This is a genomic window from Solemya velesiana gill symbiont, assembly GCF_002020805.1.
GTDB lineage: Bacteria > Pseudomonadota > Gammaproteobacteria > Chromatiales > Chromatiaceae > Sedimenticola_A.
The window spans coordinates 1-25,830 of sequence record NZ_MPRJ01000007.1; the positions used below are offsets into that span (position 1 = coordinate 1).

At 52.4% G+C, this 25,830-nt stretch carries 24 protein-coding genes; 13 read left to right on the plus strand and 11 right to left on the minus strand.

Annotated elements, in window-relative coordinates; genetic code table 11:
- Window positions 1-456 precede the first annotated feature (456 nt).
- On the minus strand, window positions 457-687 hold the full coding sequence (locus BOW53_RS01670) for a sulfurtransferase TusA family protein (protein ID WP_078485791.1): 231 nt from the start codon (window positions 685-687) through the stop codon (window positions 457-459).
- Complete coding sequence (locus tag BOW53_RS01675; protein ID WP_078485836.1) at window positions 684-1,727, minus strand: tRNA (5-methylaminomethyl-2-thiouridylate)-methyltransferase; 1,044 nt, start codon at window positions 1,725-1,727, stop codon at window positions 684-686. Before BOW53_RS01675 ends, BOW53_RS01670 begins: the two co-directional genes overlap by 4 nt.
- A 329-nt stretch (window positions 1,728-2,056) precedes the next feature.
- Here BOW53_RS01675 and glyQ point away from each other — a divergent pair, with 329 nt between their 5' ends.
- From glyQ to BOW53_RS01700, 5 genes are all read left to right on the plus strand, one after another.
- Complete coding sequence (gene glyQ / locus BOW53_RS01680) at window positions 2,057-2,992, plus strand: glycine--tRNA ligase subunit alpha (RefSeq protein ID WP_078485792.1); 936 nt, start codon at window positions 2,057-2,059, stop codon at window positions 2,990-2,992.
- A complete protein-coding gene (gene glyS / locus BOW53_RS01685) occupies window positions 2,985-5,060 on the plus strand; it encodes a glycine--tRNA ligase subunit beta (protein ID WP_078485793.1) in 2,076 nt (691 codons plus the stop codon). Before glyQ ends, glyS begins: the two co-directional genes overlap by 8 nt.
- A 2-nt stretch (window positions 5,061-5,062) precedes the next feature.
- Window positions 5,063-5,410, plus strand: coding sequence for a nucleoside triphosphate pyrophosphohydrolase family protein (locus BOW53_RS01690; protein ID WP_078485794.1), 348 nt, complete (start codon window positions 5,063-5,065; stop codon window positions 5,408-5,410).
- 57 nt (window positions 5,411-5,467) lie between these two features.
- On the plus strand, window positions 5,468-6,199 hold the full coding sequence (locus tag BOW53_RS01695; RefSeq protein ID WP_078485795.1) for a lysophospholipid acyltransferase family protein: 732 nt from the start codon (window positions 5,468-5,470) through the stop codon (window positions 6,197-6,199).
- Window positions 6,200-6,490: 291 nt separating this feature from the next.
- The gene (locus tag BOW53_RS01700; RefSeq protein ID WP_135606955.1) at window positions 6,491-6,766 is read left to right on the plus strand and encodes a hypothetical protein; all 276 of its coding nucleotides are present in this window, start codon (window positions 6,491-6,493) and stop codon (window positions 6,764-6,766) included.
- A gap of 42 nt (window positions 6,767-6,808) precedes the next feature.
- Here BOW53_RS01700 and gyrB read toward each other — a convergent pair whose 3' ends face one another.
- The 4 genes from gyrB to dnaA all read right to left on the minus strand — a co-directional run bounded on the left by gyrB (window position 6,809) and on the right by dnaA (window position 13,119).
- Window positions 6,809-9,214, minus strand: coding sequence for a DNA topoisomerase (ATP-hydrolyzing) subunit B (gene gyrB / locus BOW53_RS01705; protein WP_078485797.1), 2,406 nt, complete (start codon window positions 9,212-9,214; stop codon window positions 6,809-6,811).
- 80 nt (window positions 9,215-9,294) lie between these two features.
- Window positions 9,295-10,356 (minus strand): DNA replication/repair protein RecF, encoded by a 1,062-nt coding sequence (recF, locus tag BOW53_RS01710; RefSeq protein WP_078485798.1) that lies wholly within the window; start codon window positions 10,354-10,356, stop codon window positions 9,295-9,297.
- 73 nt (window positions 10,357-10,429) lie between these two features.
- Entirely contained in the window at window positions 10,430-11,530 is a 1,101-nt protein-coding gene (gene dnaN / locus BOW53_RS01715) for a DNA polymerase III subunit beta (protein WP_078485799.1), read from the minus strand.
- Window positions 11,531-11,751: 221 nt separating this feature from the next.
- Complete coding sequence (gene dnaA, locus BOW53_RS01720; protein WP_078485800.1) at window positions 11,752-13,119, minus strand: chromosomal replication initiator protein DnaA; 1,368 nt, start codon at window positions 13,117-13,119, stop codon at window positions 11,752-11,754.
- 381 nt (window positions 13,120-13,500) lie between these two features.
- Here dnaA and rpmH point away from each other — a divergent pair, with 381 nt between their 5' ends.
- The 6 genes from rpmH to BOW53_RS01750 all read left to right on the plus strand — a co-directional run bounded on the left by rpmH (window position 13,501) and on the right by BOW53_RS01750 (window position 19,379).
- The gene (gene rpmH / locus BOW53_RS01725) at window positions 13,501-13,635 is read left to right on the plus strand and encodes a 50S ribosomal protein L34 (RefSeq protein WP_078485801.1); all 135 of its coding nucleotides are present in this window, start codon (window positions 13,501-13,503) and stop codon (window positions 13,633-13,635) included.
- A gap of 11 nt (window positions 13,636-13,646) precedes the next feature.
- Entirely contained in the window at window positions 13,647-14,012 is a 366-nt protein-coding gene (rnpA, locus tag BOW53_RS01730) for a ribonuclease P protein component (protein WP_078485802.1), read from the plus strand.
- Window positions 14,013-14,127: 115 nt separating this feature from the next.
- The gene (gene yidC, locus BOW53_RS01735) at window positions 14,128-15,819 is read left to right on the plus strand and encodes a membrane protein insertase YidC (RefSeq protein ID WP_078485803.1); all 1,692 of its coding nucleotides are present in this window, start codon (window positions 14,128-14,130) and stop codon (window positions 15,817-15,819) included.
- Between the two features lie 10 nt (window positions 15,820-15,829).
- The gene (mnmE, locus tag BOW53_RS01740) at window positions 15,830-17,176 is read left to right on the plus strand and encodes a tRNA uridine-5-carboxymethylaminomethyl(34) synthesis GTPase MnmE (protein ID WP_078485804.1); all 1,347 of its coding nucleotides are present in this window, start codon (window positions 15,830-15,832) and stop codon (window positions 17,174-17,176) included.
- A 138-nt stretch (window positions 17,177-17,314) separates the two neighbouring features.
- Entirely contained in the window at window positions 17,315-18,433 is a 1,119-nt protein-coding gene (locus tag BOW53_RS01745; protein ID WP_078485805.1) for an NAD(P)-binding domain-containing protein, read from the plus strand.
- Between the two features lie 73 nt (window positions 18,434-18,506).
- On the plus strand, window positions 18,507-19,379 hold the full coding sequence (locus tag BOW53_RS01750; protein WP_342748388.1) for a DMT family transporter: 873 nt from the start codon (window positions 18,507-18,509) through the stop codon (window positions 19,377-19,379).
- Here BOW53_RS01750 and BOW53_RS01755 read toward each other — a convergent pair.
- The 3 genes from BOW53_RS01755 to BOW53_RS01765 are packed head-to-tail and all read right to left on the minus strand — an operon-like array spanning window position 19,376 to window position 23,231.
- Complete coding sequence (locus tag BOW53_RS01755; protein WP_078485807.1) at window positions 19,376-21,370, minus strand: transglutaminase TgpA family protein; 1,995 nt, start codon at window positions 21,368-21,370, stop codon at window positions 19,376-19,378. The genes BOW53_RS01750 and BOW53_RS01755 overlap by 4 nt on opposite strands.
- A complete protein-coding gene (locus BOW53_RS01760; protein WP_078485808.1) occupies window positions 21,367-22,317 on the minus strand; it encodes a DUF58 domain-containing protein in 951 nt (316 codons plus the stop codon). Before BOW53_RS01760 ends, BOW53_RS01755 begins: the two co-directional genes overlap by 4 nt.
- On the minus strand, window positions 22,314-23,231 hold the full coding sequence (locus BOW53_RS01765; protein WP_078485809.1) for an AAA family ATPase: 918 nt from the start codon (window positions 23,229-23,231) through the stop codon (window positions 22,314-22,316). The genes BOW53_RS01760 and BOW53_RS01765 overlap by 4 nt, the downstream gene beginning before the upstream one ends.
- A gap of 210 nt (window positions 23,232-23,441) precedes the next feature.
- Between BOW53_RS01765 and BOW53_RS01770 the strand changes: the two genes are divergently transcribed.
- Both BOW53_RS01770 and BOW53_RS01775 read left to right on the plus strand, forming a co-directional pair.
- Window positions 23,442-23,909, plus strand: a complete 468-nt coding sequence (locus BOW53_RS01770) for a c-type cytochrome (protein ID WP_135606957.1) — start codon at window positions 23,442-23,444, stop codon at window positions 23,907-23,909.
- A gap of 13 nt (window positions 23,910-23,922) precedes the next feature.
- Window positions 23,923-24,564 (plus strand): VOC family protein, encoded by a 642-nt coding sequence (locus tag BOW53_RS01775; RefSeq protein ID WP_078485811.1) that lies wholly within the window; start codon window positions 23,923-23,925, stop codon window positions 24,562-24,564.
- Between the two features lie 32 nt (window positions 24,565-24,596).
- Here the strand turns inward: BOW53_RS01775 and BOW53_RS01780 are convergent, their stop codons facing one another.
- Window positions 24,597-25,157 (minus strand): redoxin family protein, encoded by a 561-nt coding sequence (locus BOW53_RS01780; protein WP_078485812.1) that lies wholly within the window; start codon window positions 25,155-25,157, stop codon window positions 24,597-24,599.
- 61 nt (window positions 25,158-25,218) lie between these two features.
- Window positions 25,219-25,719: a DsrE family protein gene (locus BOW53_RS01785; RefSeq protein ID WP_078485813.1), complete on the minus strand. Its 501-nt coding sequence runs from the start codon at window positions 25,717-25,719 to the stop codon at window positions 25,219-25,221.
- Window positions 25,720-25,830 lie beyond the last annotated feature (111 nt).

The window sequence follows — 25,830 nt, forward strand, 5'->3', positions numbered from 1 at the left end:
TTGTTAACTTTACGCGTGACCCACTAGGCTTTGCTGTCTCATCGTTTTCCTGGGAGTGGAGATCAATAGGTCGATGGTATACGATTTTCGAAATTAATCAGAGTTGCCTTAGAATATCTACAGCCTCTTCTATGCTTACATTAATGTTGTTCAAATGTATGGGTTTAATATGTATTGATAATTTTTGATCTGCCTTTTCAGCAGCTTCAATCATTTTTGATATGTGCTCATCATACCAGTGAGTATCATCCAATATCCTTGCATTGTTTCCCTTAATACTTTTTACGTTCAGTGGTTCCTTATTATGCTGGACATAGATATGCTTGTTATTGAGCAATTGATCGACAACTGCGTTTGTACCCGACGCTCCATAACTGAGAATTACTAGATGTTTAATCTGCTTTATTCGTCGAGATACATTCGTAGTTTAAATAATGCGGATGCAACCAGATGTACTTATTTAGAACAGACCTGGATGACCACAATGTATCCATCATCCTCGGAACGGGTTTCCAATACCTTGTGTCCATTGATCCTGCACCAGGCGGGTATATCGTTCAAGGCACCCGGATCCGTGCACACAACTTCAAGAATGGTCCCGGGCTGCAACTCATTCACCCTGTCCTGGGCGCGGATCACCGGCATCGGACAGAGCAACCTGCGCGCATCGAGGGTTTCCCTGCTCAAAGCACCCACTCCTCGGGAATCTCGTAGGGCGGCATGGGTTTGACCGAAAGCTCGCGTCTGTTGCCGTCGAGATCAGTCAGTTCAAGATCCACCGATTCCGCTGTCTTGCCCTGGCTGTAGCGGGCCACTAGTCGGGCTGCCAGTTCAAGATCATCATCCGTTACCTCACCGTCGATCAGTGCCAAGGGCCCCGGGTGGCTGGTGGTCTTGAGGCTGATGAAGTGTTTCTTGTAACCCTGGAGAAAATTTCCCTCACCCTCTTCCCGGGAGATGATCACCTTGAAGTTTGGCCTGGGTCTCAGGTGGCGACCCACCTTGAGCAGCATGATGTCATCCATCTCGTAGGTCTTGTGACCACGGGCCTGCCACAGGTCCGCCAGTTTCTTTGAATACTGTGCATCGGTCAGGAAACAGCACCCCCCTGCCGGTTGGGCGTAATCCTCGATGCCAAACGCCTGGGCCAGGGCCATCTGGGGCTTGCGGGTACGGCCACTGAAGTCGTAGAGTTTTTCACGGTCCACCCAGCCTTCTCGTTCCGGCTTGGTCTCCGGGAGGTTCTTGGCACAGAGAGGGCGCAGCAATAGATCGTCCGCCCCCGAGTCCCTGGCCACTACCGGCATGGTGTCCTTGCGCTGGGACATGGGGCGCTGGCCCATCACCTCGCCGGTGATGATGAAATCAAAACCGTTCTTCTCGATCCACTCCTGGGCCTTTTTCACCATGAAGATCTTGCAGTCGAGACAGGGGTTGAGGTTGGCGCCATAACCGTGCTTCGGGTTGAAGACAATATCCTTGTACTCCTCCACGATATCGACGATGTGGAGCTTGATTCCCAGCTGTTCAGCTACCCACAGCGCGTTGTTGCGCTTTGGCTTGTTACGGTCCTTCTTGCGGATGGCATGGGTATGCCCTTCGACACAGAAACCGGTGAAAAAATTGATGCCTTCGACATGGATGCCCTGCTCCTGGACCACTTTCGCTGCCAAAAGCGAGTCCAGGCCGCCGGAAATCAACGCCACGGCCTTACGTTGTTCAGTCATCATGAAAAAAACAGGATCTGGCAGGTTTTCAATCCGGCGATTATACGCCAAGCACTCTGGGTGAGTAAAAAAACACTGCAATTACAGCAACATCATTACCCGAGTGCAGAATATCGATACCCGCTTCCCGCATTGTCATTGCCAACGATTTGGTTGAGCAGACCCAGCCCACCGGGAGCCATGCTGTTCATCTCTCCACGGAAGATGCCATTTCTCCCGTAGATACTGGGACCACAGGCCGGCAGAGACCGATGAGCGTTAGCCAAAACCGCCCCGCAAACGATATAATGGCAGGATTATTTTTCTCTTTAAGAGATAGGGTCTTAACCTTGAGTACGACAACTAGCAGCAGCCCGGATGTTTCCACATTCCAGGGCCTGATTTTCGCCCTCGAACAGTACTGGGCCGACCAGGGCTGTGTGATTCTTCAGCCTTACGACATGGAGATGGGTGCGGGGACCTTCCACACGGCCACCTTCCTCCGTTCCATCGGGCCGGAACCCTGGAACGCCGCCTATGTACAGCCCTCCCGCCGTCCAACAGACGGTCGCTACGGCGAGAATCCCAACCGGCTGCAGCACTACTACCAGTACCAGGTTGCGCTCAAGCCCTCACCAAAAAACATCCAGGATCTCTACCTGGGATCACTGGAGATGATGGGCATCGACCCCAAGGTACACGACATCCGGTTCGTGGAAGACAACTGGGAGTCACCCACCCTCGGTGCATGGGGACTGGGCTGGGAAGTCTGGCTCAACGGTATGGAGGTGACACAGTTCACCTACTTCCAGCAGGTGGGCGGTCTCGACTGCCGGCCCGTCACCGGTGAGATCACCTACGGCCTCGAGCGCCTGGCCATGTACATCCAGGGTGTCGAGAGCGTATTCGACCTGGTCTGGACCAACGGTCCCCAGGGACCTGTGACCTATGGCGACGTGTTCCACCAGAACGAGGTGGAGCAGTCGGCCTACAACTTCGAGCATGCCGACGTGGATTTTCTGTTCGGCCTTTTCGACCAGTGCGAGAAGAAGTCCAACAAGCTGATAGAGCTGGGCCTGCCTCTGCCCGCCTACGAACAGGTGCTGAAATCCTCCCATGCATTCAACCTGCTTGACGCCCGCCATGCCATTTCGGTCACCGAGCGCCAGCGCTATATCCTGCGGGTACGCTCCCTGGCCCGTGCCGTGGCCCAGGCCTACTACGATGCCCGTGAAGAACTGGGCTTCCCCATGCTGACTGAATCCAAGGAGGTGGCCAATGGCTGATCGTGCCGACCTGCTGTTCGAACTCGGTACCGAAGAGCTGCCACCGGTTGCCCTGAAGCGCCTCTCCGACGCCCTGACCCGTGAATTCGTTGCCGGGCTCGAGAGTGCCGACATTGCCTACGGTGAAGTAAAGAGCTTTGCCGCGCCTCGGCGCCTTGGCATCCTGATTACCGACTGTGCCACAGGCCAGCCGGACAAAGATGTTGAACGACGCGGGCCCGCGGTGAAGGCTGCATTCGATGCCGACGGCAATGCCACCAAGGCTGCCGAAGGGTTTGCCCGTTCCTGTGGTACAACCGTCGACCAGCTCCAGCGTATTGAAACCGAGAAGGGTGGATGGCTTACCTACAAGGTTCACCAGACCGGTAAACCTGCCGCCGAGTTACTCCCCGGCATTGCCGAAACTGCCCTCAACAAGCTCCCCATTCCGAAGCGCATGCGCTGGGGCGCCTCCGAGGCCCAGTTTGTACGCCCTGTTCACTGGTTACTGTTTCTCCACGGAGACCAGGTGGTTCCCTGCTCCATCCTCGATGCCGAAGCGGGCAACCTGACCTACGGACACCGCTTCCATCATCCCGGTTCGCTGCAGATCGGCAAACCCGCCGAATATGCCGACAAGCTGGAAGCGCAAGGTTACGTGATTGCCGATTTCTCTGTCCGCAGGGAGAAAATCAGAAATCATGTGATGCAGACCGCCGAGACCCTGGGCGGCTCTGCCGACATGGACGATGACCTGCTGGATGAAGTGACCGCCCTCAACGAGTGGCCGGTACCCATTGCAGGCGCCTTCGAGGAGAAATATCTGGTAGTACCCCACGAAGCACTGGTCTACACCATGAAGCTGAACCAGAAGTACTTCCCGATGTTCGATGCAAACGGTGGCCTGATGAACCACTTCATCACCATTGCCAACATCGATAGCCCCAAGCCGGAGCTGATCAAGGAGGGCAACGAACGGGTGGTTCGCCCCCGTCTTTCCGATGCCATGTTCTTCTGGACCCAGGACGGCAAGAAGCGGTTGGAAGATCACCAGGAGTCACTCAAACGCGTTGTTTTCCAGCAGAAACTGGGCAGCATGTACGAGAAATCCCAACGGGTCGCCGCCCTGGCATCCAACATTGCCGGTCAAATCGATGGCGAAACAACGACAGCCCATCGGGCAGGCATGCTCAGCCGCTGCGACCTGATGACCGAAATGGTCTACGAGTTTCCAGCCATGCAGGGCATCATGGGCCGCTACCAGGCTGCCCGCGATGGTGAACCGGAAGAGCTCGGCCAGGCCATGGATGAGTTCTACATGCCCCGCTACTCCGGAGACCAGTTGCCACAGACCAAGACCGGCATCGCAATCTCCCTGGCTGAACGCCTGGATACCCTGGTAGGTATCTTTGGCATTGGCATGAAACCCACCGGCGACAAGGACCCCTTTGCCTTGCGCCGTGCCGCACTGGGTGCGTTGCGTATCATGCAGGAGCACGCGCTGCCCGTTAACCTGGGTGAGTTGCTCCAGCAAACCGCCGACGGGTTGGGTGACAAGATCAGCGAAGCCGACGTGGTAGCCGATGTGTACGATTTCATGATCGAGCGCCTGAAAGGGCTCTATCACGAACGCGCCATCGCGGCGAATGTTTTCGAGGCAGTTGCCGCCGTGCGTCCAGAGAGCACCGCCGATTTCGATCGCAGAATCAACGCCGTGGTAGCCTTCGAAAACCTGCCGCAAGCTGAATCCCTGGCCGCGGCCAACAAGCGTATTCGGAACATACTGAAGAAGGTGGATGGCGAAACCCCGGACCAGGTGGATCCCACCCTATTTGAAGGAGATGAAGAACGTGCTCTTCACGACCAGGTTACCGCCATGGCCAACCTGGTCAATCCGATGCTCGAACAGTATGACTACGAGGGTTCCCTGATTGCCCTGGCAGATCTGAAAGAGCCCGTGGACCGTTTCTTCGACGAAGTGATGGTAATGGCCGATGACCAGGCCATTCGCAACAACCGGATCGTCCTGCTCAACCAGCTCAGCGGTCTGTTCCTCGGCGTTGCCGATATCTCACGCCTGCAGTCATGAGCATGTCCGAGCAGACTTCTGTTTCTGATTCCTGGGAATCCATGATGGAGGCCGTTCAGGCTTTCCACACCAAGCATCGCTTCAAGGAGAACGGTGGCGAAGAGATGAACTACCGCGTGGCCCTGATGACCGAGGAACTCGGTGAGATCTCCTCCTGCGTCACCAAGGGCAAGAGCCGCGAAGCCCTGGCCGAGGAGGTTGCCGATCTTTTGATCCTGGTGATGGGAACCGCCATTGCCCAGGATTTCGATCTCAACAAGGCCTTCTGGGAAAAGATGGAAAAGTTGATGCAGCGTAATTCCAGGATGGTGGACGGAAGGATTCGTGTATCTGAATTCAGGGACATGTAATAGTGATTACTTACTAACCTGATAATCCATTTCTTACTAGTACTATTGATACGACACATGATACTTCTCCGGTCCATAATCTACTTCATCGGCCTGGTGCTGAGCATCATTCTTATCGGCCTGCCCATTGCCATACTGGGCTGGTTCATGCCCTTCAGTTGGCGCTCGCGATTGAGTAACCTCTGGGGCAAGTTGAACCTGTTCATGTTGCGTGTGATTTGTGGTCTCAAATACGAGATCACCGGCATTGAAAATATTCCCGAAAAGAGCGCTATTGTTCTCTCCAAGCACCAGTCTGCCTGGGAAACCATCGCACTGCGCGGGTTGCTGCCACCCGAACAGGCCTGGGTATTGAAACGTGAACTCATGTGGATACCGGTTTTCGGCTGGGCACTGGCTGCTGTTGAACCCATTGCCATCAATCGTAAAGCGGGTCGCAAGGCTGCCAAGGAGATCATCGAAAAGGGTGTCGACAGGTTAAAAAAAGGGCGCCTTGTCGTGATCTTTCCTGAAGGTACCCGTGTAGCGCCGGGTGACTACAAGCGCTACGGAATCGGTGGTGCCATGCTCGCATCCAAATCAGGCTATCCTGTCATACCCATCGCCCACAACGCCGGTGTCTTCTGGCGCAGGCAGGGAATCAAGAAATATCCTGGTACCATACAGGTTGTCATCGGTGAGCCAATTGAAACCGAAGGTCTCAACACCTCAAAGATCAACGAGATGGTTGAGGACTGGATCGAGGGTAAAGTGGCAACACTACCCAGTACACTGGGAAATCAAGCATAAAATTAATAGTAAGCGCTTACTTACATAACAGTTTATTATCAATTCGAAGAAAAGCGAACATATCGGGCTAAAACGCTGCTAATGTTTTACTAGGCATCGCGGTCCTGTCTCGTACAGGGGATTCTCAAACTCCGGGGAGTTCCGATCAATCTGTTTATTGAAATCAGCCATTCTCATCCCGGTCTCATACGTGTCGGAAAGTCTGGGTCGAAACCATCTACAGGAAAATCGATAAAGACAGATCCCTGCATCATATATGCTGCCCGATTTGATGATGTCGACGCCGCCATTATGCATTGTCACGAACAACTCCGATTTAACCTGTTCGATCTCAACAACCGGCTTTACAGAACCCATCCCATAAAAGCGATTGCCAGTATCCAGGCAGATCAACTGAATCATCGGCCCGTATTCATTCATCCGGATATTGAAGTAATCAGCAAACTGGATCTCGAAATCGAAACTGACGGCTTGAACCAGGCACATCATCGACAGAACAGCATGTGGCAGACTGTCGGGAAGATCGCCCTGAGTATATTGGTAACCGAATTGATACTCGGAATCTAGAGAGGAGACCTACCCCAAGAGCCGGGGTAGGTGAAAAATCACTTAAACGTCTAGATTTTCCACTTCAAGGGCGTTTTTCTCGATAAAGCCCCGTCTTGGCTCCACTTGATCGCCCATTAGTGTGGTAAATATCTCGTCAGCTCCCACTGCATCCTCAATACTTACCTTAAGCAGCCGACGACTCTCCATATTCATTGTCGTCTCCCAGAGCTGCTCGGGATTCATCTCACCCAATCCTTTGTAGCGCTGAATATGCTGACCGCGTTTTGCTTCCTCGAGCAGCCAGGATAGTACCTGACCAAAAGAGGTGATTTCTCGGGTCCGCTCTCCACGCTTGATATAGGCGCCCTCGCCAATAAGACCCTCCAGTTGCGTGCCCAGCTCCGCAAGCTTTTTATAGTCGGAACTGTTGAAGAAACTCATGGGGATATAGGTGTCGGTACTGATTCCGTGAACCATCCTGGAAACCAGGATTGCATCACCATACTCCTCATCTCCAGCCACACGCCTCAGCACAAACTTACTCGAGGGACCCTGATCGGCATTGACCCTGCCACCAAGCTCCTCGAGCCAGGCATTGAAAGCATTTTCATTGGACGTCATCTCTTCATCCACCATCGACATGTGGATGATTTTTTCCAAAACGTCATGCTCATATCGCCTGGAGAGCCGGCGCACCCTATTCATCGTGCTCTCGTATTGCCTGGCCAGGGTCTCAAGCGCGGTATCTGCGAGTGCAGGTGAATCCTCGTCGACATGCAGTTGTGCATTATCCAATGCTGCCTGCAGGAGGTATTGGGTCAAATCGGCATCGTCTTTCAGATACTGCTCCTGTTTACCCTTCTTCACCTTGTACAGCGGTGGCTGCGCAATATAGATATGCCCGCGCTCAATCAGCTCCGGCATCTGGCGATAGAAAAAGGTCAGAAGCAAGGTTCGAATGTGAGCACCATCCACATCCGCGTCGGTCATGATGATAATTCTATGATAACGGAGCTTATCAGGATTGAACTCCTCTCGGCCGATACCACAACCCAGTGCAGTAATCAGTGTCCCCACTTCCGCTGAAGAGAGCATCTTATCGAATCGCGCTTTCTCCACATTGAGAATCTTTCCTTTCAAAGGAAGTATCGCCTGGGTGCGACGATCCCTACCCTGCTTCGCGGATCCACCTGCAGAGTCACCCTCCACCAGGTAGAGTTCAGAAAGTGCCGGATCTTTCTCCTGGCAATCCGCCAGTTTGCCGGGCAGGCCGGCAATATCCAGTACGCCTTTTCGGCGGGTCATTTCGCGGGCTTTACGGGCAGCTTCCCTGGCGCGGGCAGCCTCAATCATCTTACCCGCAATATTTTTCCCCTCTGCCGGATTTTCTAAAAGGAATTCCGAGAGACGTTCTGCCATAACCGCTTCAACGATGCCTTTTACTTCAGACGAGACCAGTTTGTCCTTTGTCTGGGATGAAAACTTCGGATCGGGAACTTTCACAGACAGTACAGCGGTCAGGCCTTCTCGCGCATCATCACCTGAGGTGTTTACCTTCTGTTTTTTCCCAAGGCCTTCCTGTTCAATATACTGATTGAGGGTTCGGGTCAGACCGGCCCGGAATCCAGCCAAGTGGGTTCCGCCATCACGCTGTGGAATATTGTTGGTAAAACAGAAAATATTCTCCTGGTAGGATTCATTCCACTGCATGGCCAATTCTACCGTGACGTCATTTTTCTCCACCGTGAAATGGAATACTGTTTCGTGCAGTGGTGTCTTCTTCCTGTTGAGATGCTGAACGAAGGCCATAATGCCACCTTCGTACTCAAAGATATCCTCTTTATCCGTACGCTCGTCATGAAGAACAATTCGTACGCCCGAGTTCAGAAACGAGAGTTCACGCAGACGCTTCGCAAGGATGTCATAGTGGTACTCAATATTGGTAAAGGTATCGGCACTGGCTTTGAAAGTTAGCGATGTACCTGACTCTTCGGTCTCGCCAACGTCTTCCAAGGGAGCTATGGGTTCGCCATGATCATAGCTCTGGGTATAGCGCTTACCGTTTTTAGAGATCTCCAACTTCAGGGTTTCAGAGAGCGCATTGACCACTGAAACGCCTACACCATGAAGACCACCGGAAACCTTGTAGGAGTTGTCATCAAATTTTCCACCTGCGTGGAGAACCGTAAGGATCACCTCTGCTGCGGATCTCCCCTCTTCCGGATGTATATCAACCGGGATTCCACGGCCATTATCGGAAACAGTGACAGATTCATCAGGATGAATTGTTACCTTGATTTCACTGCAGTAGCCGGCAAGTGCCTCATCGATAGAGTTGTCTACAACCTCAAACACCATGTGATGGAGTCCGGTTCCATCATCCGTATCACCGATATACATCCCGGGACGCTTGCGTACAGCATCCAATCCTTTCAGAACTTTAATGTTTGAAGAGTCGTAGCTCATATGTGGCTCCTGGTAACAAGCTCCATATTATACACGTTGCGCATTCACTACTGGGCACTATTTCACTACACTTTCTCATATCAGCCTGTATCAATTCGGCCATGTTCCACGTGGAACACTCTTTCGATATCAAAATCCTTGAACAGAATATCGTCTGTAGCCGTTATGAAGGACTGCACTGACAGCGCTTGAATTCTGTTGAGTGTTTTTCCCAGGTTTTCCCTGTCGAGTTCAGCTGCTAGGTCATCCAACAAGAGTATCTGTTCTTCACCATTTATCTGGCTAGTTACTTTTATCTGTGCAATTTTCAGTGCGGTAATGAGTAACTTTTGTTGACCTCTTGACGCAACTTCGGCTGCCTTTTGGCCATCAATGCGGATAACCAGGTCAGCCCTTTGCGGTCCGGATTGAGTGAACCCTCGCTTACAGTCAGATTGAAAGGTTTCCTTTAAAGCGTGTTCAAAACCTTTTTCTCGATCCCAGCCTGGTCGCCAATCGAATGTGCACTTGAATATCGGGAGAAATAGATCCAGTTCGTTTTTTAATGCTTCTTCCAATAATTGAAGATATTTAAATCGATGAGCATTTATCTGTTCACCGGTTTTGATCAGCTCTCTATCCCAAATCCTTGCTTGGCCTGTGTCGGATCTTAATGCAGCATTTCTCTGGTTCAGTGTTTTTATGAAACGACTTAACAATTGATTGTGATCATGTTCCACGTGGAACACTCCCCAATCAATGAATCTTCTCCTGAATTCCGGTTCTCTTTCCAGAATCTGGTGTGATTGTGGCGTAATGATATGGAGTGGGAGAATCGATGCCAGGCTGGAGAGCTTGTTTATATTTTCTTCATTTATCTTCACTTCGGTTGAAGTATTTGTCTTGGATATGCCTATTCGATAATGCTGATTCTGCTTGTTGTACTGTGAGAATACGCTGAGCGATTCTTCGCTTTTTTTTATGAGGGGTCCTGCTTTACTGCTTCTGAAGGACCTGCCGCGTCCCAAAAGGTAGATTGATTCGAGTATGGAAGTTTTGCCAGATCCGTTACTTCCCCAGATAAGATTGTTGCTCTTAGCTGGATCTAGTTCGCTTTCAGAGATATTTCTTAGATTCGAGATCCTGAGTGATGAAATGGTCATCTTTCAGGTCTGAGAGAAATGATGAATGTGTGGAATATACGGGAGGGTATGTAACCCTCCCGCTATTGAATGACTATAGCCGCATGGGCATAACGACGTAGCGGCTTTCGTCGGTATCTGCATTCTGAATGAGGCAACTGCTGTTTGCATCGCTCAACAGCAATTTAACCTCATCAGTATCGATAACGTTGAGTACTTCAATCAGGTAACCCACGTTGAAACCGATTACCAGTTCATCTCCATCGTAGTTGATCTCCAGCTGCTCTTCTGCCTCTTCCTGCTCGGGATTTTGAGCGACCAATTCAAGCATACCGCTGGAGAATTGGAACCTGATACCGCGGTACTTTTCGTTGGAAAGAATAGACGTTCTCTGGAGCGCCTGCTTGAGTGTATCTCTATCAGTAGTTACCAGCTTATCGGTATTGCTTGGTATTACGCGTTGATAATCTGGAAATTTTCCATCAATGAGCTTTGAAGTAAAACTCGTATCACCCATCTTGAGTCGAATATGATTACTGCTGATATCCACCTCAACACTATCTTCCGAATCCTCGAGCAATCTTCCCAGTTCAAGCACAGCCTTTCTTGGAAGAATAACCTGGATATCCACGCCACTCTCGAGTTCACATGCCGCTTCACTGAGTGCCAGGCGGTGACCATCTGTTGCAACAGATCTGATCATTCCCTCTTTGATTTCGAGCAGCATGCCATTAAGGTAGTACCTGACATCCTGTTGAGCCATGGCAAATTGCGTTTTGTCGATTAAACGCTTCAGGAGTTTTTGTGTAAGCGAAAATCGCTGGCTACTGACTGAGGGTTCTATTGCCGGGTAGTCTTGTGCGGGGAGAATACCCAGGGTGAAACGGCTTTTACCTGAACGCAGGATTGCCCTTTCGCCTTCAATACTCAACTGTATCTCTGCATTTTCCGGTAGCGCTCGACAGATATCGATCAGCTTTCTTGCCGGAAGGGTAAAATCCAGTTCACTTTCACATTCCACCGAAGCGGTGGTTTTCATCTCGACTTCGAGATCGGTTGCAGTGATATTCAGTTGACCATCTTTTGCATTGATCAAGACATTGGCCAGAATTGGCAGTATCTGTCTTCTTTCTACAACACCTCCAACTTGTTGGAGTGGTTTGAGCAAAATATCCCTTTCGGTAGTGATCTTCATATCGAAGCTCTCTTAATAATATATATGTTTATTTATTAATTACTGTTGTTATTAAGGCACCAATAAACACTGGATAACTTTATTTTTTCATTATCATTCAATTAGTTACGTGTTATTTTCAGTGTGTGAAACCTTGGTATAATCTTGAATATTGTTGTTTATCCTTTGTGGATAAGTACAGCCCCCTCTTTTATAGCCGAAACATGCACAGTTTATCCACACTAGCTTGTCAGTGTTCTTAACAGGTTTCCATAGTCTTCTGCAATTCGGGTATCGCTATCCTTCAGTTCCGCTACTTTCCTCGTGGCGTAAAGTACTGTGGTGTGATCCCGGCCGCCGAATGCTTCGCCGATTTCAGGAAGGCTGTGACTTGTCAGCTCCTTGGCAAGGGTCATGGCAATCTGACGTGGCCTGGCTATGGTTCGACTTCGCTTTGCCGACAACAGGTCTGAAGTACGGATCTTGAAGTACTCGGCAACAGTCTTCTGAATATTATCAATGGTAACCAGCTTGTCCTGGGCGGCGAGCATGTCACGTAGTGCATCCTTGGCAAACTCCTGGGTAATGGGTCTGCCGGTAAATTCAGCATTAGCCACAATGCGGCGCAGTGCACCTTCGAGTTCACGGATATTGGAACGGACACGTTTACCGATGAAAAAGGCAACCTCGTTGGGCAGGTCAACGCCGAACAGCTGATCCGCCTTGCTCTTGAGAATGGCCACCCTGGTCTCCAGGTCCGGGGGTTCGATGGCCACGGTGAGTCCCCAGCCGAAACGGGATTTCAAGCGCTCTTCCAGTCCGGTGACCTCTTTTGGAAAGCGGTCACTGGAGAGAATGATCTGCTGCTGGGACTCAAACAGTGCATTGAAAGTATGGAAGAACTCCTCCTGGGAGCGCTCTTTTCCGGCAAAAAACTGGACGTCATCGATCAATAGCGCGTTCACCGAGCGGTAACGGCGTTTGAAATCGTCGATGGTATTGTGCTGCAGGGCCTTGACCATCTCGGCAACGAATCCTTCGGAGTGTAGGTAAACGACCTTCGCATCAGGATTCTTTTCGAGAATGGTATTACCCACCGCATGCATCAGATGGGTTTTACCGAGACCAACACCGCCATAAATGAACAACGGATTGTAGACAGTGCCAGGATTTTCACCAATCTGCATCGATGCAGCCCGGGCCAGCTGGTTGGATTTACCCTCGACGAAGGTGTCGAAGGTGAAGTCCCGGTTCAGGTTGCTTTGAATCTTCCCTTCAGCCTGTTTTATCCGCACCCTGGGCAAAGGAGACTTTATATCTCCGGCCTGAGAAGGAGAGGGTTTATCGGGGGTACTCTCTTTTTGGGCTTTTGCCTTGGTTCCGATTTTCAGGATGACGCTTGGCGGATTGCCACTGGCAAGTTCAGTCAGAAAAGTGTTGATGTGGTTGAGATAGTGATTTTTGACCCAGTTGAGCACAAACTGGTTTGGGGCCAGGAGGCGAATGCAGCCACCCTCTTCCACGGTCTGGAGAGGCCGGATCCAGGTATTGAACTGTTGTGGAGATAATTCTCCTTCAAGGCGATCGACGCACTTGTTCCAAAGATCCACGCTTAAGCTCTCATACTTATTTATATATACCTACGAAAGGTAGAAGCGGTACAACGGGCCTGATGACAGGAAAAGATCTGCCGTACAGGCCCCGAAAAAGTTCGGGAATATAATTCTTTTATATACCGGGAACAGAAACTTTCCAAGCACGGTATCGGTCCCGATAAGATGCTAGAGTCTACCCCTCTTTATCAGACTTATCCACAGGTGTTTTTCAGTCTCTCACGTTAAAAAATCCAACAGAGGGCTAAAGTTAGAGAGAGTATTTATGCATTTGGCGTATTGACAGGTACCGGGCGCTCAAAGTACCCTATGCGCCTTTTTTCAACGGCTTTTATTTACAGGGTAAAAGAAGCCTGGATTATTAATCGGTAGAGAGTCATGAAAAGAACATTTCAGCCAAGCAACCTGAAGCGTGCCCGCACCCACGGTTTCCGTGCCCGCATGGCCACCCGTAATGGCCGCAAGGTGATCAATGCCCGTCGCGCTAAAGGCCGTGCTCGCCTGACCCCCTGATTCGTCAGCTTTTGACCGCGGTTAAGGCGCGCTTTCCCCGATCATCCCGGCTGCTGAAGCCAGCCGAGTTCAGCAGGGTTTTTGAGCGTCCCGGGAAATCGGTAGATAATTGCTTTACCGTTTTCTACAGGAGCAACGATCTCGAAGGACCAAGATTGGGGCTGGCGATTTCAAAAAAGAACGTCAGGCGCGCCGTAGACCGTAACCTTATAAAAAGGCTCATCAGGGAAAGCTTTCGAATTAGGCAACCGCAGCTGGGTGGATTGGATATCATCGTGATGGCCCGGCGCAACCTGCCGATTGGTGACAGATCCGCACTCAGGGATTCCCTGGATAAGCATTGGTCAAATCTGGTTAAGCGCAATAAAAAACGATGACCAGATCTTTTCTTCCACTCTTCTACCGCAAAAAGTCCATTTCAGGTCATAATACGGCCTTTATTTTTTGCGATACTACTCCAATTTAGCCTTACCATCTGACCTGAGACAGTCCATGGACAATCTTCGCCTCATCCTGTTTTTCTCCCTGGCTTTTATCCTCCTCCTGTTATGGCAGGCCTGGAACGAGGACTATGGTCCAAAATCGGTTCAGGAGAGCGCAGCGGTCTCTACCCAGACCCAAACTCAGAGCGATACCCAGCCCGTACCCGCAGTGTCCAGTGGTGAGATGCCTTCGGCTCCGGCGACGACAGGGGTCACTGCACAGGCGGATGCCTCGGTCCCTGCGGTTGGCGGTGTCGCACCAAGCGGCAGTGGGAATACCATCAAGGTCATTACTGACCTGTACAATATCGAGATCGATACCCAGGGCGGAAATGTCCTCAGTACCTATCTGAATGAATACCCGGTATCGGTTGATACCCCGGACGAGAAGTTCCATCTGCTGCGTCCTACCACGCCGAACCTGTTTATGGCCCAGTCCGGCCTGATCGGATCTGACAAGACAAGCGCTCCGACCCACGAGTCGGTCTACCAGAGTGAAAAGAGCACCTACGTCATGGCTGACGGCAGTGATACACTGCAGGTCGATCTTGTCTGGAGCAACGACAAGGGCATCAAGGTGACCAAGCGCTTCAACTTCAAGCGTGGCGATTACCTGGTCAAGGTTCAGCATATCGTTGAAAACGGATCCAGCGAAGCCTGGGCGGGTCGTGAGTACCACCAGTTGATTCGAAGTGAAGTGGTCGAAGAGAGCAGCGACTCCCAATTCCTCTACACCTATACCGGTGGAGCCATTTACAGCCCTGAGGAGAAATTCCAGAAAATCTCCTTTGATGATATGGCCGACGCCAAGTTGGACCGTGATATCCAGGGTGGCTGGCTCGCCATGCTGCAGCACTACTTCGTTGCAGCATGGGTGCCTGCAGCTGAGCAAAAGGATCACTACTACAGCAACGTGCTTCCTAACGGCCGCTACCTGCTGGGTGCTTATACCCCCGGTGTCAGCCTGGCTGCCGGCCAGAGCCACACCTTTACAACGGGCTTCGTTGCAGGACCCAAGGTTCAGGATATGCTAGAGGAGATCGCTCCCGGTCTGGACCTGACGGTGGACTATGGTTTTCTCACGATTATCGCCCAGCCGATGTTCATCGGCCTTGACTGGCTGCACAGCGTGGTGGGCAACTGGGGCTGGGCCATCATCATCTTCACCCTGCTGTTGAAACTGGCCCTCTATAAACTCTCTGAAACCAGCTACCGCTCCATGGCCAACATGCGCAAGATGACGCCGCGTATCCAGGCCCTGAAAGACCGTTACGGTGATGACAAGCAGCGCCTGAACCAGGCCATGATGGATCTCTACAAGACGGAAAAGATCAATCCCCTTGGCGGTTGTCTGCCCATCCTTCTGCAGATTCCTTTCTTTATTGCCCTCTACTGGGTTCTGCTCGAGAGCGTGGAGTTGCGCCAGGCGCCGTTCATCCTCTGGATTCAGGATCTGTCGATCAAGGATCCCTACTACGTGCTTCCTGTCATCATGGGTGTCTCCATGTTTGTCCAGCAGAAGCTCAACCCTGCGCCGCCTGATCCCATGCAGGCCAAGATCATGATGAGCCTGCCATTCGTGTTCACCATCTTCTTTGCCTTCTTCCCGGCAGGCTTGGTGCTCTACTGGGTGATCAACAACATTCTCTCCATCGCGCAACAGTGGTACATCACGCGCCAGATAGAGAACGCTGCAAACTAGCGGACGTCCTGTGAATACGCAGGATACCATCGCCGCAATTGCCACCCCGCCCGGTATGGGCGGGGTCGGTATCATCCGAATCTCGGGCAAACTTGTACCCTCCATTGCCGAACAGATCATCGGCAGACTGCCTGATCCTCGTCTTGCCAGTTTTGCCCGATTCAGGGATGCAGTAGGCGAGCCGCTGGATGAAGGTGTTGTCCTCTATTTTTCAGCACCCAACTCCTTTACCGGTGAAGAGGTGCTCGAGTTTCAGGGCCACGGCGGTCCGGTGGTTATGGATCTTCTGCTTAAGCGGGTACTGGAATGTGGCGCGCGCCTGGCCCATCCGGGAGAGTTCAGCCAGCGCGCATTTCTGAACGACAAGCTTGATCTTGCCCAGGCAGAGGCTATTGCCGACTTGATCGAAAGCGGCACGGCTGCAGCGGCCCGCCTGGCTGTGCGTTCCCTGGAGGGTGAGTTCTCCCGCCGCATTCATGGCCTAGTTGAACAGGTTACCCATCTGCGGATGTATGTCGAGGCGGCTATCGATTTTCCGGAAGAGGAGATCGACTTTCTCGCTGAAGGAAAAGTAAGTGCTGACTTACAGGAGATCCTGGACAGCCTGGAGAGCGTGGAAAAAAGTGCCCAGGTGGGACGGCTGCTGCGCGATGGGATGACACTCGTGATTGCGGGGCGCCCCAACGCCGGCAAATCGAGCCTGCTCAATGCGCTGGCCGGAAGAGAGTCGGCCATCGTCACGGAGATTCCCGGTACCACGCGGGATCTTTTGCGGGAGAGAATCCAGATCGACGGCATGCCGCTTCACCTGGTCGATACCGCAGGTCTGCGGGAAAGCAGCGACCGGGTTGAGCAGGAGGGTATTCGCCGGGCCAGGCAGGAGATCGAGCAGGCGGACCTGGTGCTCTGGATCTTTGATGATCAGGCGGATCCCGGCCACGATGCTTTGGATCGCAGTACCTTGCCCGAAGGTATTCCCGTCACCCTGGTACGCAACAAGATTGATGTCACCGGCTCAGTTGCAGGACTTACCGATATCGACGGAGAAACCGAGATCGCCCTTTCGGCTCGAACCGAAGAAGGGGTGGAGCTGCTAAGAGATCACCTCAAGCAACGTATGGGCTACCACGGCAGCCAGGAAGGTGAGTTCATTGCCCGTCGCAGACACCTGGATGCACTAGCAAGGGCCAAGCAGCAACTGCTCAAGGGAAAGGCCGCACTTGAAGATACCGGTTCCGGTGAGTTGATGGCGGAGGATTTGCGCTTGGCACAGCATGCCCTATCGGAAATCACCGGTGAGTTCACGGCAGATGATTTACTGGGACGCATTTTCTCCAGCTTCTGTATCGGCAAGTAATCCCAATCGCCTATTGCAATTGATCTGGCTTATCAGATAGCCAGGGATGTTGGTCACGTGGCTATTTTTTCTTAGCAGTAATCAGCACTTCAGCCTATGATCACTGTTATCGCAAAATAAACTGAGGTTGAAAATATCATGCTCAAGTTGGTGTATGTAGGTGGTCTCGGAATGATGGCCGGACCCGGTGCTGTTCATCTCACGCCTGTTGGCCCTGCCCAGGTTGTGCGTTTTCATGACCGAGGCAATCCAGGTAAAACCAGGGACAGGTTTCGAAATGCCTGGAAAGCTCATGGCGCAAAACCGGTTGGTACTTTCGATGAATTGGTTGGAGATGGCAACATCGATGGTATTGTTGTTTGTGCCGGGAAGAATGGTGATGACATTGGCATCATAGCAAGGCTGGCACTACTGCTAGAAGCACGTTGTAAACAATGGCCTTTTATTCTACACCTATCAACAGTAAGTCCCTCGTTTGCAGAGACTGCGGTGAAATATTGCCATGATCATGGCGTGGACTATGCAAACTATCCTTTGACTGGTGGACCTCTCGGTGCAGAATTGGGTGGTGCCGATCCCAAGGGTATGTTGATTCTCGCAAGTGGTGATCAACAACTCTATGACCGCTTGTTGCCCGTGTTGGAGAGACTGGGTTATCCCCGTTTCTTCGGCACTTCAATTTCAGCCGGATCGATCACCAAGCTGATTGCTCACTACCTAGTCTTCAATGGCCTGACAGGTATAGGCACAGGTGCTGTATTGCATGCAGAGTATTTCAATAAAGGTGTATTCGGTGGTGATGAGCAGAGTGATTATCTCTCGTTTCTTAATGGAGGTGCCGGCAGTACCCGACAATGGGATGTGGCAGTCAGCAAAGGTATAAGAGACGATATCTGGGATGCCGGTTTCAGTACCAGGCACGCGGTTGTCGATATTATCTATGCCGTCCAGTTGGCCCTGGACAAAGGTCTGCCCCGGATGGCGGTTCAGCCGATGATCAACATGGCCTTTGCCTTCTCTTACCTGATGATGCGCTACCCTGGAGAAAGCCTGGCCACACAGGCATTTGTTCGTGAGCTTCTTGGTGCAGAGGCAAAAGAACTCGACTTTTTCATGCAGGGTGGCGGTGCTTTTGGAGGGGATATGACTAAGGTACTCGCCGATTGCATTGCAAGCCTGCCGGGCGATGTACGGGAAACGGTATTGGTTGCTCCGTCCCTGGAAAATTTCAGCCAGGCGGCAGATGATTATGACTAGTACTCCAACCCAAGCTATCACTTGGTTGGCGTACTAGAGGGCGCCGTCAAATTCACCACAACTGCTCCTTGCACTGACCACCCTGTTTTGGGCTGGCAATGCCGTGGTGGGTAAAGTTGCGGTCGGACTCATATCGGGCATCGAGATATCTTTCTGGCGCTGGGTAATCGCGCTGTTGCTACTCACCCCTTTCGCGTACAAGGCGGTTATACACGATCTGGCATATTATCGTGATCACTGGGTAAAGATGTTGCTGCTCGGTTTTCTTTCGGTTTCTGTCTATAACACTTTTCAATATCTTGCCCTGCAGTGGACCTCGGTGATCAACGTTGGTGTGGTTACAGCCACCATGCCGTTGATGGTTTTTATGTTGACATGGATAGCAGGTCAGGAGCGGGCAAGTCGCTTTCAACAACTTGGATTATTCGTTGCCCTGTGTGGCGTGTTACTCGTGATTACCCGTGGCAGTCCGTCCGTTTTGCTTGGTTTGAAGTTGAATCCTGGGGACCTGTTGATGCTGTTGGCGGTGTTCAGCTTTGCGCTCTACTCGGTACTGATAAAGCCACTCCCTTCATCACTGGATAAGCTTGGCCTTTTGTGGATGCTCGTGTTTCTGGGTGTATTGGGAATTCTGCCTTTTTATCTTTGGGATATCACTCGGCATCACACCTTCACCCTGGATATGCATACCGGTTTGATTCTTCTCTATGTAGGAATATTTCCATCTATTCTCTCTTATTTCTTTTGGAATAAAGCGGTGACGCTGGGTGGTGCCAACCTGGCGGGTATGTTCTGTAATCTAATCCCGGTCTATGCCTTGCTGCTTGCAGTTGTACTCCTTGGAGAGTCTTTGTCCTCCTACCAGTTATTCGGCATGCTTGGGATTTTTGCGGAAATATTCCTGGCTACATCGTTTCGTACAAGACCAGGCAAGAGAAAGACCTAGCCTGCCGGCCGTCGGGAAGGCCGGAAAGCCTGTACCTGCATCTGCAGGCGTCGGAGTTTTTGCTGCCCACCCTCGTTGCCATAACGCATGGCGATGTAGAGACTGGTGATTCGAGCAACATCCGTTGCCAGGTCAGGCCGCAGTTTGATTACCCGGGTGGCAAGATCCCTGGGTCCCTCCCAGGGGTTTCGTACAATGCCGATACGGCTGAGTTTTTTGCAATAGCGTAAAAAGGCTTTCTGTATAGGGTCGGTTTTTATTATTGTTTGATTCCATAACAGGATCGCCAGGCCAAATACCACGGTGGCCGTGATCAGCACCATGCCCAACGCCAGTTTGTAACCCCTCAGAAAAGAGAAGCCCAGCATTGCCATCAGGCTGCCCTGACGCTCCATGGTGTAGCCCAGTACCCAATTGTGCCAGGAGCTGTTGATGGAGTCCCATCCCCAGCGCAGTTGATTTACCAGTCGTTTCACCAGGTCTGACTCTTTCAGATTGAATTTGATAGGCTCGCCGATATCGAAGGATCTATCGATATTCGGATTGAAGGAGCGATCGATACGCTGGGGTGCTACTGCAGCGGTGGGATCGATACGCACCCAGCCGCTGCCCGCCAGCCATACCTCGCTCCAGGCGTGAGCATCGGCTTGCCGCACCACCAGGTAACCGCCCATCGGGTTCAATTCACCTCCCTGGTATCCGGTTACCACCCGGGTGGGGATACCGACAAGACGCATCAACAGCGTAAAGCTGGTGGCGTAGTGCTCACAGAACCCCCTGCGGGTTTCGAACAGGAACTCGTCGGCAGGATTATCCAGTGTCAGTGGTGGAATGAGGGTGTAGAAAAATGGTTGCTCCCTGAAAAACTTCAGTGCCGTTTCAACAATCTCTACGGGTCCCTCCGCCTCGGCCTTCCAGCCGGCGACCAGCTCTTCCATACGCGGAGTGATGTTTGGTGGCAGCTGTAGACCGCGCTGCAGTTCATCCTCCTGCAGTGGACCGGTGTTGTACTCGGTCCACGAGGTCAGGCTGTAACGTATGCGTTGGTCCAGCGGCTTCAGATTGAGCAGTTGGAAGTCCGGCATATGGATCGAATTGGGCGGGCGTTTCTGGGGTAGATCGAGGGCGAAAAGCCAGCGCCGGTGGGTTGGCTCCAGCGTCACGGTATGTGCAACCGGCTCCCCGGCCACCTGAAGTTTCAATTTACGGGGCCGCTGTTGCGGGCCTTCGTTCCAGTAAAAACCATCGGTCTGCCAGAGTACAGGACCCCGCCAGTAGAGATTGCTGTTGGGTGGAATCTTGTCTTCGAAATTGACCCGGAATGCCACCTCCTCTGAGAGAATCAGCTTGCTGATACTACCCGGAGATATACGGTCACTCAGCCCCGCGGTGGCGGCTCTGCTGTCGAAACCCAGGTTCCAGAGCGGACCGGTAAAACGGGGGAAGAAGACAAATAGAACGATCATCACCGGCACCGCCTGCAGCAGCATAATGCCTGATTTACGCAGGGGCACCAGCAGGTTGGCGCTGTGTTCCGAACGGCTCGCTTCCACCAGTACGGCTCCCAGACCCCACGCCACCAGCAACACGTAGCCGACCAGGGCGATCTCCTGGCGGAACAGGAACAGGGTCACCAGTGTGAAGAAGGCTAGAAAGACGGTGATGAAGAGATCCCGCCGGGTTTTCAACTCAAGCAGCTTCAATCCCATCATCGATGTGAGCAGGGCAACCCCTGCCTCCTTGCCCATCAGCAGGGGATAGTGGGCAAGTACATTGGTCAGCCCACCTGCGGTGAGCAGAAACAGCAGGAACCGCCCCGGCAGCGCTTTTGGTGTTTTGAGGGCCACTAGACGTAGAAATACGGCCGCGATAAAAAAGCCGGAGATCCAACCGTTGAGATGCAACACGTGGGGAGCCATGGTCATGATCAATAAAATGATCAGTGCTGTTAGTTCCCGGTTATTGAGGGGGGCTTCGAGGGGCTTTCTCATACGCTTTCACCGAACAGCGCGAGGCTTGCCAAACAGTTGTTCCGGTGTACGGGGCCGCGATTCGGCTTGATTTCAGTGCCGGGCAGGCGCAGTCCATATTCATGCTGTTTTTCACAGGCATCGAGTACACCACGACAGAGGGCGCTGAGGCGCTGTTCGGTATCCATGCCCTGCAGAGAGTCCCAGTCCAGCCATCGCCGATCTGCCCGATCGCCACCGAACTGCTTGGTCTGGATACCCTGTTCACGGGCCAGGGTCTTCCAGTGAATGTGCTTGATCGGATCGCCGACCCGGTAGCTACGGAGTCCGACGAAATCGTCCACCCCAACGCCTTTGTCCCCTTTCGGACACTGGCGGTAGTCTGGCACCTGGGCCGGTGGCATTCTGCCACCCGGGGCTGGACAAACCAGGCAACGGTTGTCCAGATCAATATAGACCCATGCGTGCAGCAGTCCCATGGGATAACGGGTGAAGAGTACGAACTGACCTAAAGGCTGGTAACCCCTGTGGTGAGTCTGCACGGCAAGCGTCAGGGCCTCGCTTGATTTCCCTTCAAGATCGCAGGCCACAGGTTCACCATCGGCCAGTTTTATGTTGATGCCGGCGCGGGTACTCTCCCGGTGGTTGATGAGCTGGATCTCGAATCGTGCCTCCTGGCCTGCAAAAACCGGTTCGTTACGTCCGGCAACCAGTTCCAGTCCAACGAGATTACGCCAGGTGTGGAGTATGGCAACAACGCCAAGTCCTGCGAGCAGAAAGGTGAGCATGAAGCCGAGATTGTTGGCGTAATTGATGGAGCCCAGGAGCATCAGGAAGAGTATGGCGCCAAACAGTATTCCCTGGGCTGTAGGCAGAATATAGATAGTGCGGGGCCGTATATGAGCACGCCCTTCCACATCGGCATAGACGTGGCGGCGGATGAAGTACTCTGGCAGCCGCAGCCTCATGGTATGGGGACCGACTCCAACATCTGTTCGGCCAGGTCTGTCCCTTCGTCGATGCCGGTGTCGTCGGTGGTGTGCAGACGGTGACTGACAACAGACGGAAGCACTGCCTGCAGGTCTTCGGGAAGTACCTGGAAGCGTCCGTCCATCAATGCCCAGGCGCGGGCGCTTCGCAGCAACGCCAACCCGGCGCGGGGCGAAAGTCCGTGGTGGTAGTCAGGATGGATTCGTGTGAAATCGATCAATGCCTGGCAGTAGTCCAGTAGAGCATCGGATACATGTACTTCGTTTACCTGTTGCTGGATAGCCTTCAATTGTTCCCGTTCCAAGCAGGGCTCAAGGGTTTCCAGCATGTCGCGCCGGTCCTGTCCTGCCAGCAGGGCACGCTCAGAGCGGGGGTCCGGGTAACCCAGGTGAATGCGCATAAGGAAGCGGTCGAGCTGGGATTCGGGCAGGGGAAAGGTGCCGATCTGGTGCGCCGGGTTCTGGGTAGCGATGACAAAGAAGGGATCGGGCAGTTTCCGGGTTTCGTTCTCCACCGTTACCTGCCTCTCCTCCATTGCTTCGAGCAGAGCGCTCTGGGCCTTGGGGGTGGCACGGTTGATCTCATCGGCCAGCACCAATTCGGAGAAAACAGGGCCAGCGTGAAAACGGAACACCGCGTCATGCCGGTCGTAGATGGAGACGCCGATGATATCTGCAGGCAGCAGGTCGCTGGTAAACTGGATTCGCTGGTAATGCAGCCCCAGCAGTTTTCCCAGCAAGTGTGCGAGGGTGGTTTTTCCCACCCCGGGCAGATCCTCGATCAGGAGGTGGCCTCTCGCTAAAAGACAGGCCACGGCAAGACGTACGACATGTTCCTTGCCGAGTACGATACGTCCCGCTTCTTGGATTACCAGATCCAGTGCATTCTTCATCTATGACAACCCAGTAAAATTAACGTCGATGGTTGATAACTATTGTATAACCTGCAGGGAAGATATGTGTCTGTTGATTGCACAGAAACAGTGAAGAAATTCCGGAGCAATCCAGATATTATTTCGGAATACTTCGTTCACACCAGGACAGGATAGCGGCCTTAGTCGTCTATTTCTCCTGACCAACAGAGATAATGGAATAATCAAATAATGAAAAGACAGGCATGGTTGATTTCTCTTGGCTTGGCGCTCTTTGCTGCAAACAGTCCCGCGCTCAGCCCTGATGCTATTGAGGGCAAAAGTCTATATCCGGCATGTCATGTTTGTCACAACCCAGCCATGGACCCTCCCCTGGGACCTCCAATGTGGAGTGTTCAGCGTTTGTACAAAAGAAACTCTTTGGACAATGAAGACTTTGTTGAAAGTATGGTGGAGTTTGTAAAACAGCCGACGCTGGAAAGTGCTAAGCATGAGGAGGCGATTTCGCAGCTTGGTCTGATGCCGCCCATGCCGCTGCCCGATGAGATGCTGAAAAAAATAGCCGCTTACATTTTAGAGGAGCAGTTTCCACCGCCTTGCGAGCACTGGCGAATTGCAGCTCAGCGGGCTGACCAGAAAGGTGATAAGGAGCATGCCATGAAGGACCGAAGACAACTGAAGCGTTTCTGCAACGAGTGAGTCAACAGGGGAAATGCCTCGTTCTCATATCGATCACCTGGCCGTTACCTGTCCAACGCTCGAAATAGGCGCAAGCTACCTGTTGGAGTCGTTGGGTGTGAATCCCCAAGTGGGTGGTGAGCATGAGAAAATGGGAACCCACAATCTTCTCCTGCGCCTGGGGAGTAGCACCTACCTGGAAGTGATCGCGAAGAATCCAAATGCACCTCCGCCAAATCCTGCCCGATGGTTTTCACCGGACAGGCTGAATAAGGATGCTGTTCCTTTTCTCGCTACCTGGGTGGTCCGCACGGATGATATTCAATTGTCCACGGAATCCTGCAGTGAAACCCTCGGATCAGTTGAGCCGATGAGTCGTGGCGATCTTGATTGGCTCATCACCGTCCCGAACGATGGCGAGCTGATTATGGGCGGAGTGGTGCCGGCGCTGATCCAATGGCAATCCACAGTGCACCCTGCAGAGCGCATGGAGAATCATGGCCTTTCCCTGCTTGAGTTGAAATTACACCATCCGGATCCCAACCGCGTTTCTGCCATGCTGGAGTCGATTGGATTTGAAGGTCCTGTTTCGGTTGTCGATTCAACGGGTCAACCGTATTTGCAGGCCGTTATTGAAACACCCAGCGGTGTTGAAACTCTTGGTGCCAATCAGTAGAGAGACCCGATGCACATAGATGGCATTCGGCACTACTCGGCCAACAGTGAGGCTATAGCCTTTTCAACCTGTTCCGCTCGTTTTTCACCAACATGGGTTTCACCGATAAAGAGATATCGGAGTTGCCCTCGCTTATCGATGAGGTAGAAGCTGGGCCAATAACGGGTGCCAGTTGCGTTCCAGTAGGAAAAGTCGTTGTCCATCATCACCGGGTGGGTCAATTTGAACTCCTTGATCTTCTTTTCCACGTTGGCCCGTTTTCGTTCATGCTGAAATTCAGGGGTGTGTACGCCGATCACCTGGAACGGTTTATCTTTGAATTTTTCCTCCACGGAATGGAGCCAGGGAAAAGAGCGGTAACAGTTCCAGCAGTCGAAAGTCCAGAAATCCACCAGCACCACCTTGCCTTTCAATGACTGCAGGGAGAGGGGGTCTGAGTTGAGCCACTCGGCCGCTGCCTGGTGGGTGAATTCAGGTGCCGGTTTCGGCTTCAGCTCCCTGGCCTCGGCCAGGGAGAGAAAGGTCATGCTGAATGCCATCAGCAGCAGGATGGCAAGGGATTTGTGCGATGTTGCGAGGATTCTGGTGTTCATGTCGGGTACCCGGATAATTTTGTGCTATTCATAGGGACCGAACGAAAACGGGGTTTATTTCTCACTCCACCTTTATGTAGGCAAATCCCTTGCGCTGAAGGTCGGTCACCTGAACCACGCCGGAGGGAACTGATTCCACGCCCTCATATAGCGTTGCTTCGTCCAATCCTACCTGGCTGCGGGTGATATCGCAGAGTTCCAGGCCAACGGACATCACCTGGTTCAGGCTAGTGAGGCGTCCCTTCAGATTCTCGCGCCGCTCGGCGAGGGCGGCATCTTCGACAAAGGGGGTTTTTTCCAGCTTGTCATCCGTGACGAAACGGAGACCGTGGGCGACGAATACGATGCGAACATCGTAGTCGACCATCTCGTTCTCGTAATGGGTAACCATGTTGTGAATACTGGTGAGCATGGCGCTGAACCGGCGGGGATCGGCGAAGTCAGCGTGATAGACAACCTTTACAACGTCATCATCGGCCTCGTCTGCGAATGCCGAGGGCAGGTTGAACCAGATGATGAATGCAAACAGTGCAATGATGGCGGAAATTCTGGCAGGAAGCATGATGTACTCCTTCAGTGGGGCTGCATATGGTTATGGACGTAACCATGCACCGATTATTACCGGGCAACAATTGAGGTTTTCCTTGAGCAGGACTGTGAAAACCGCCAAAGG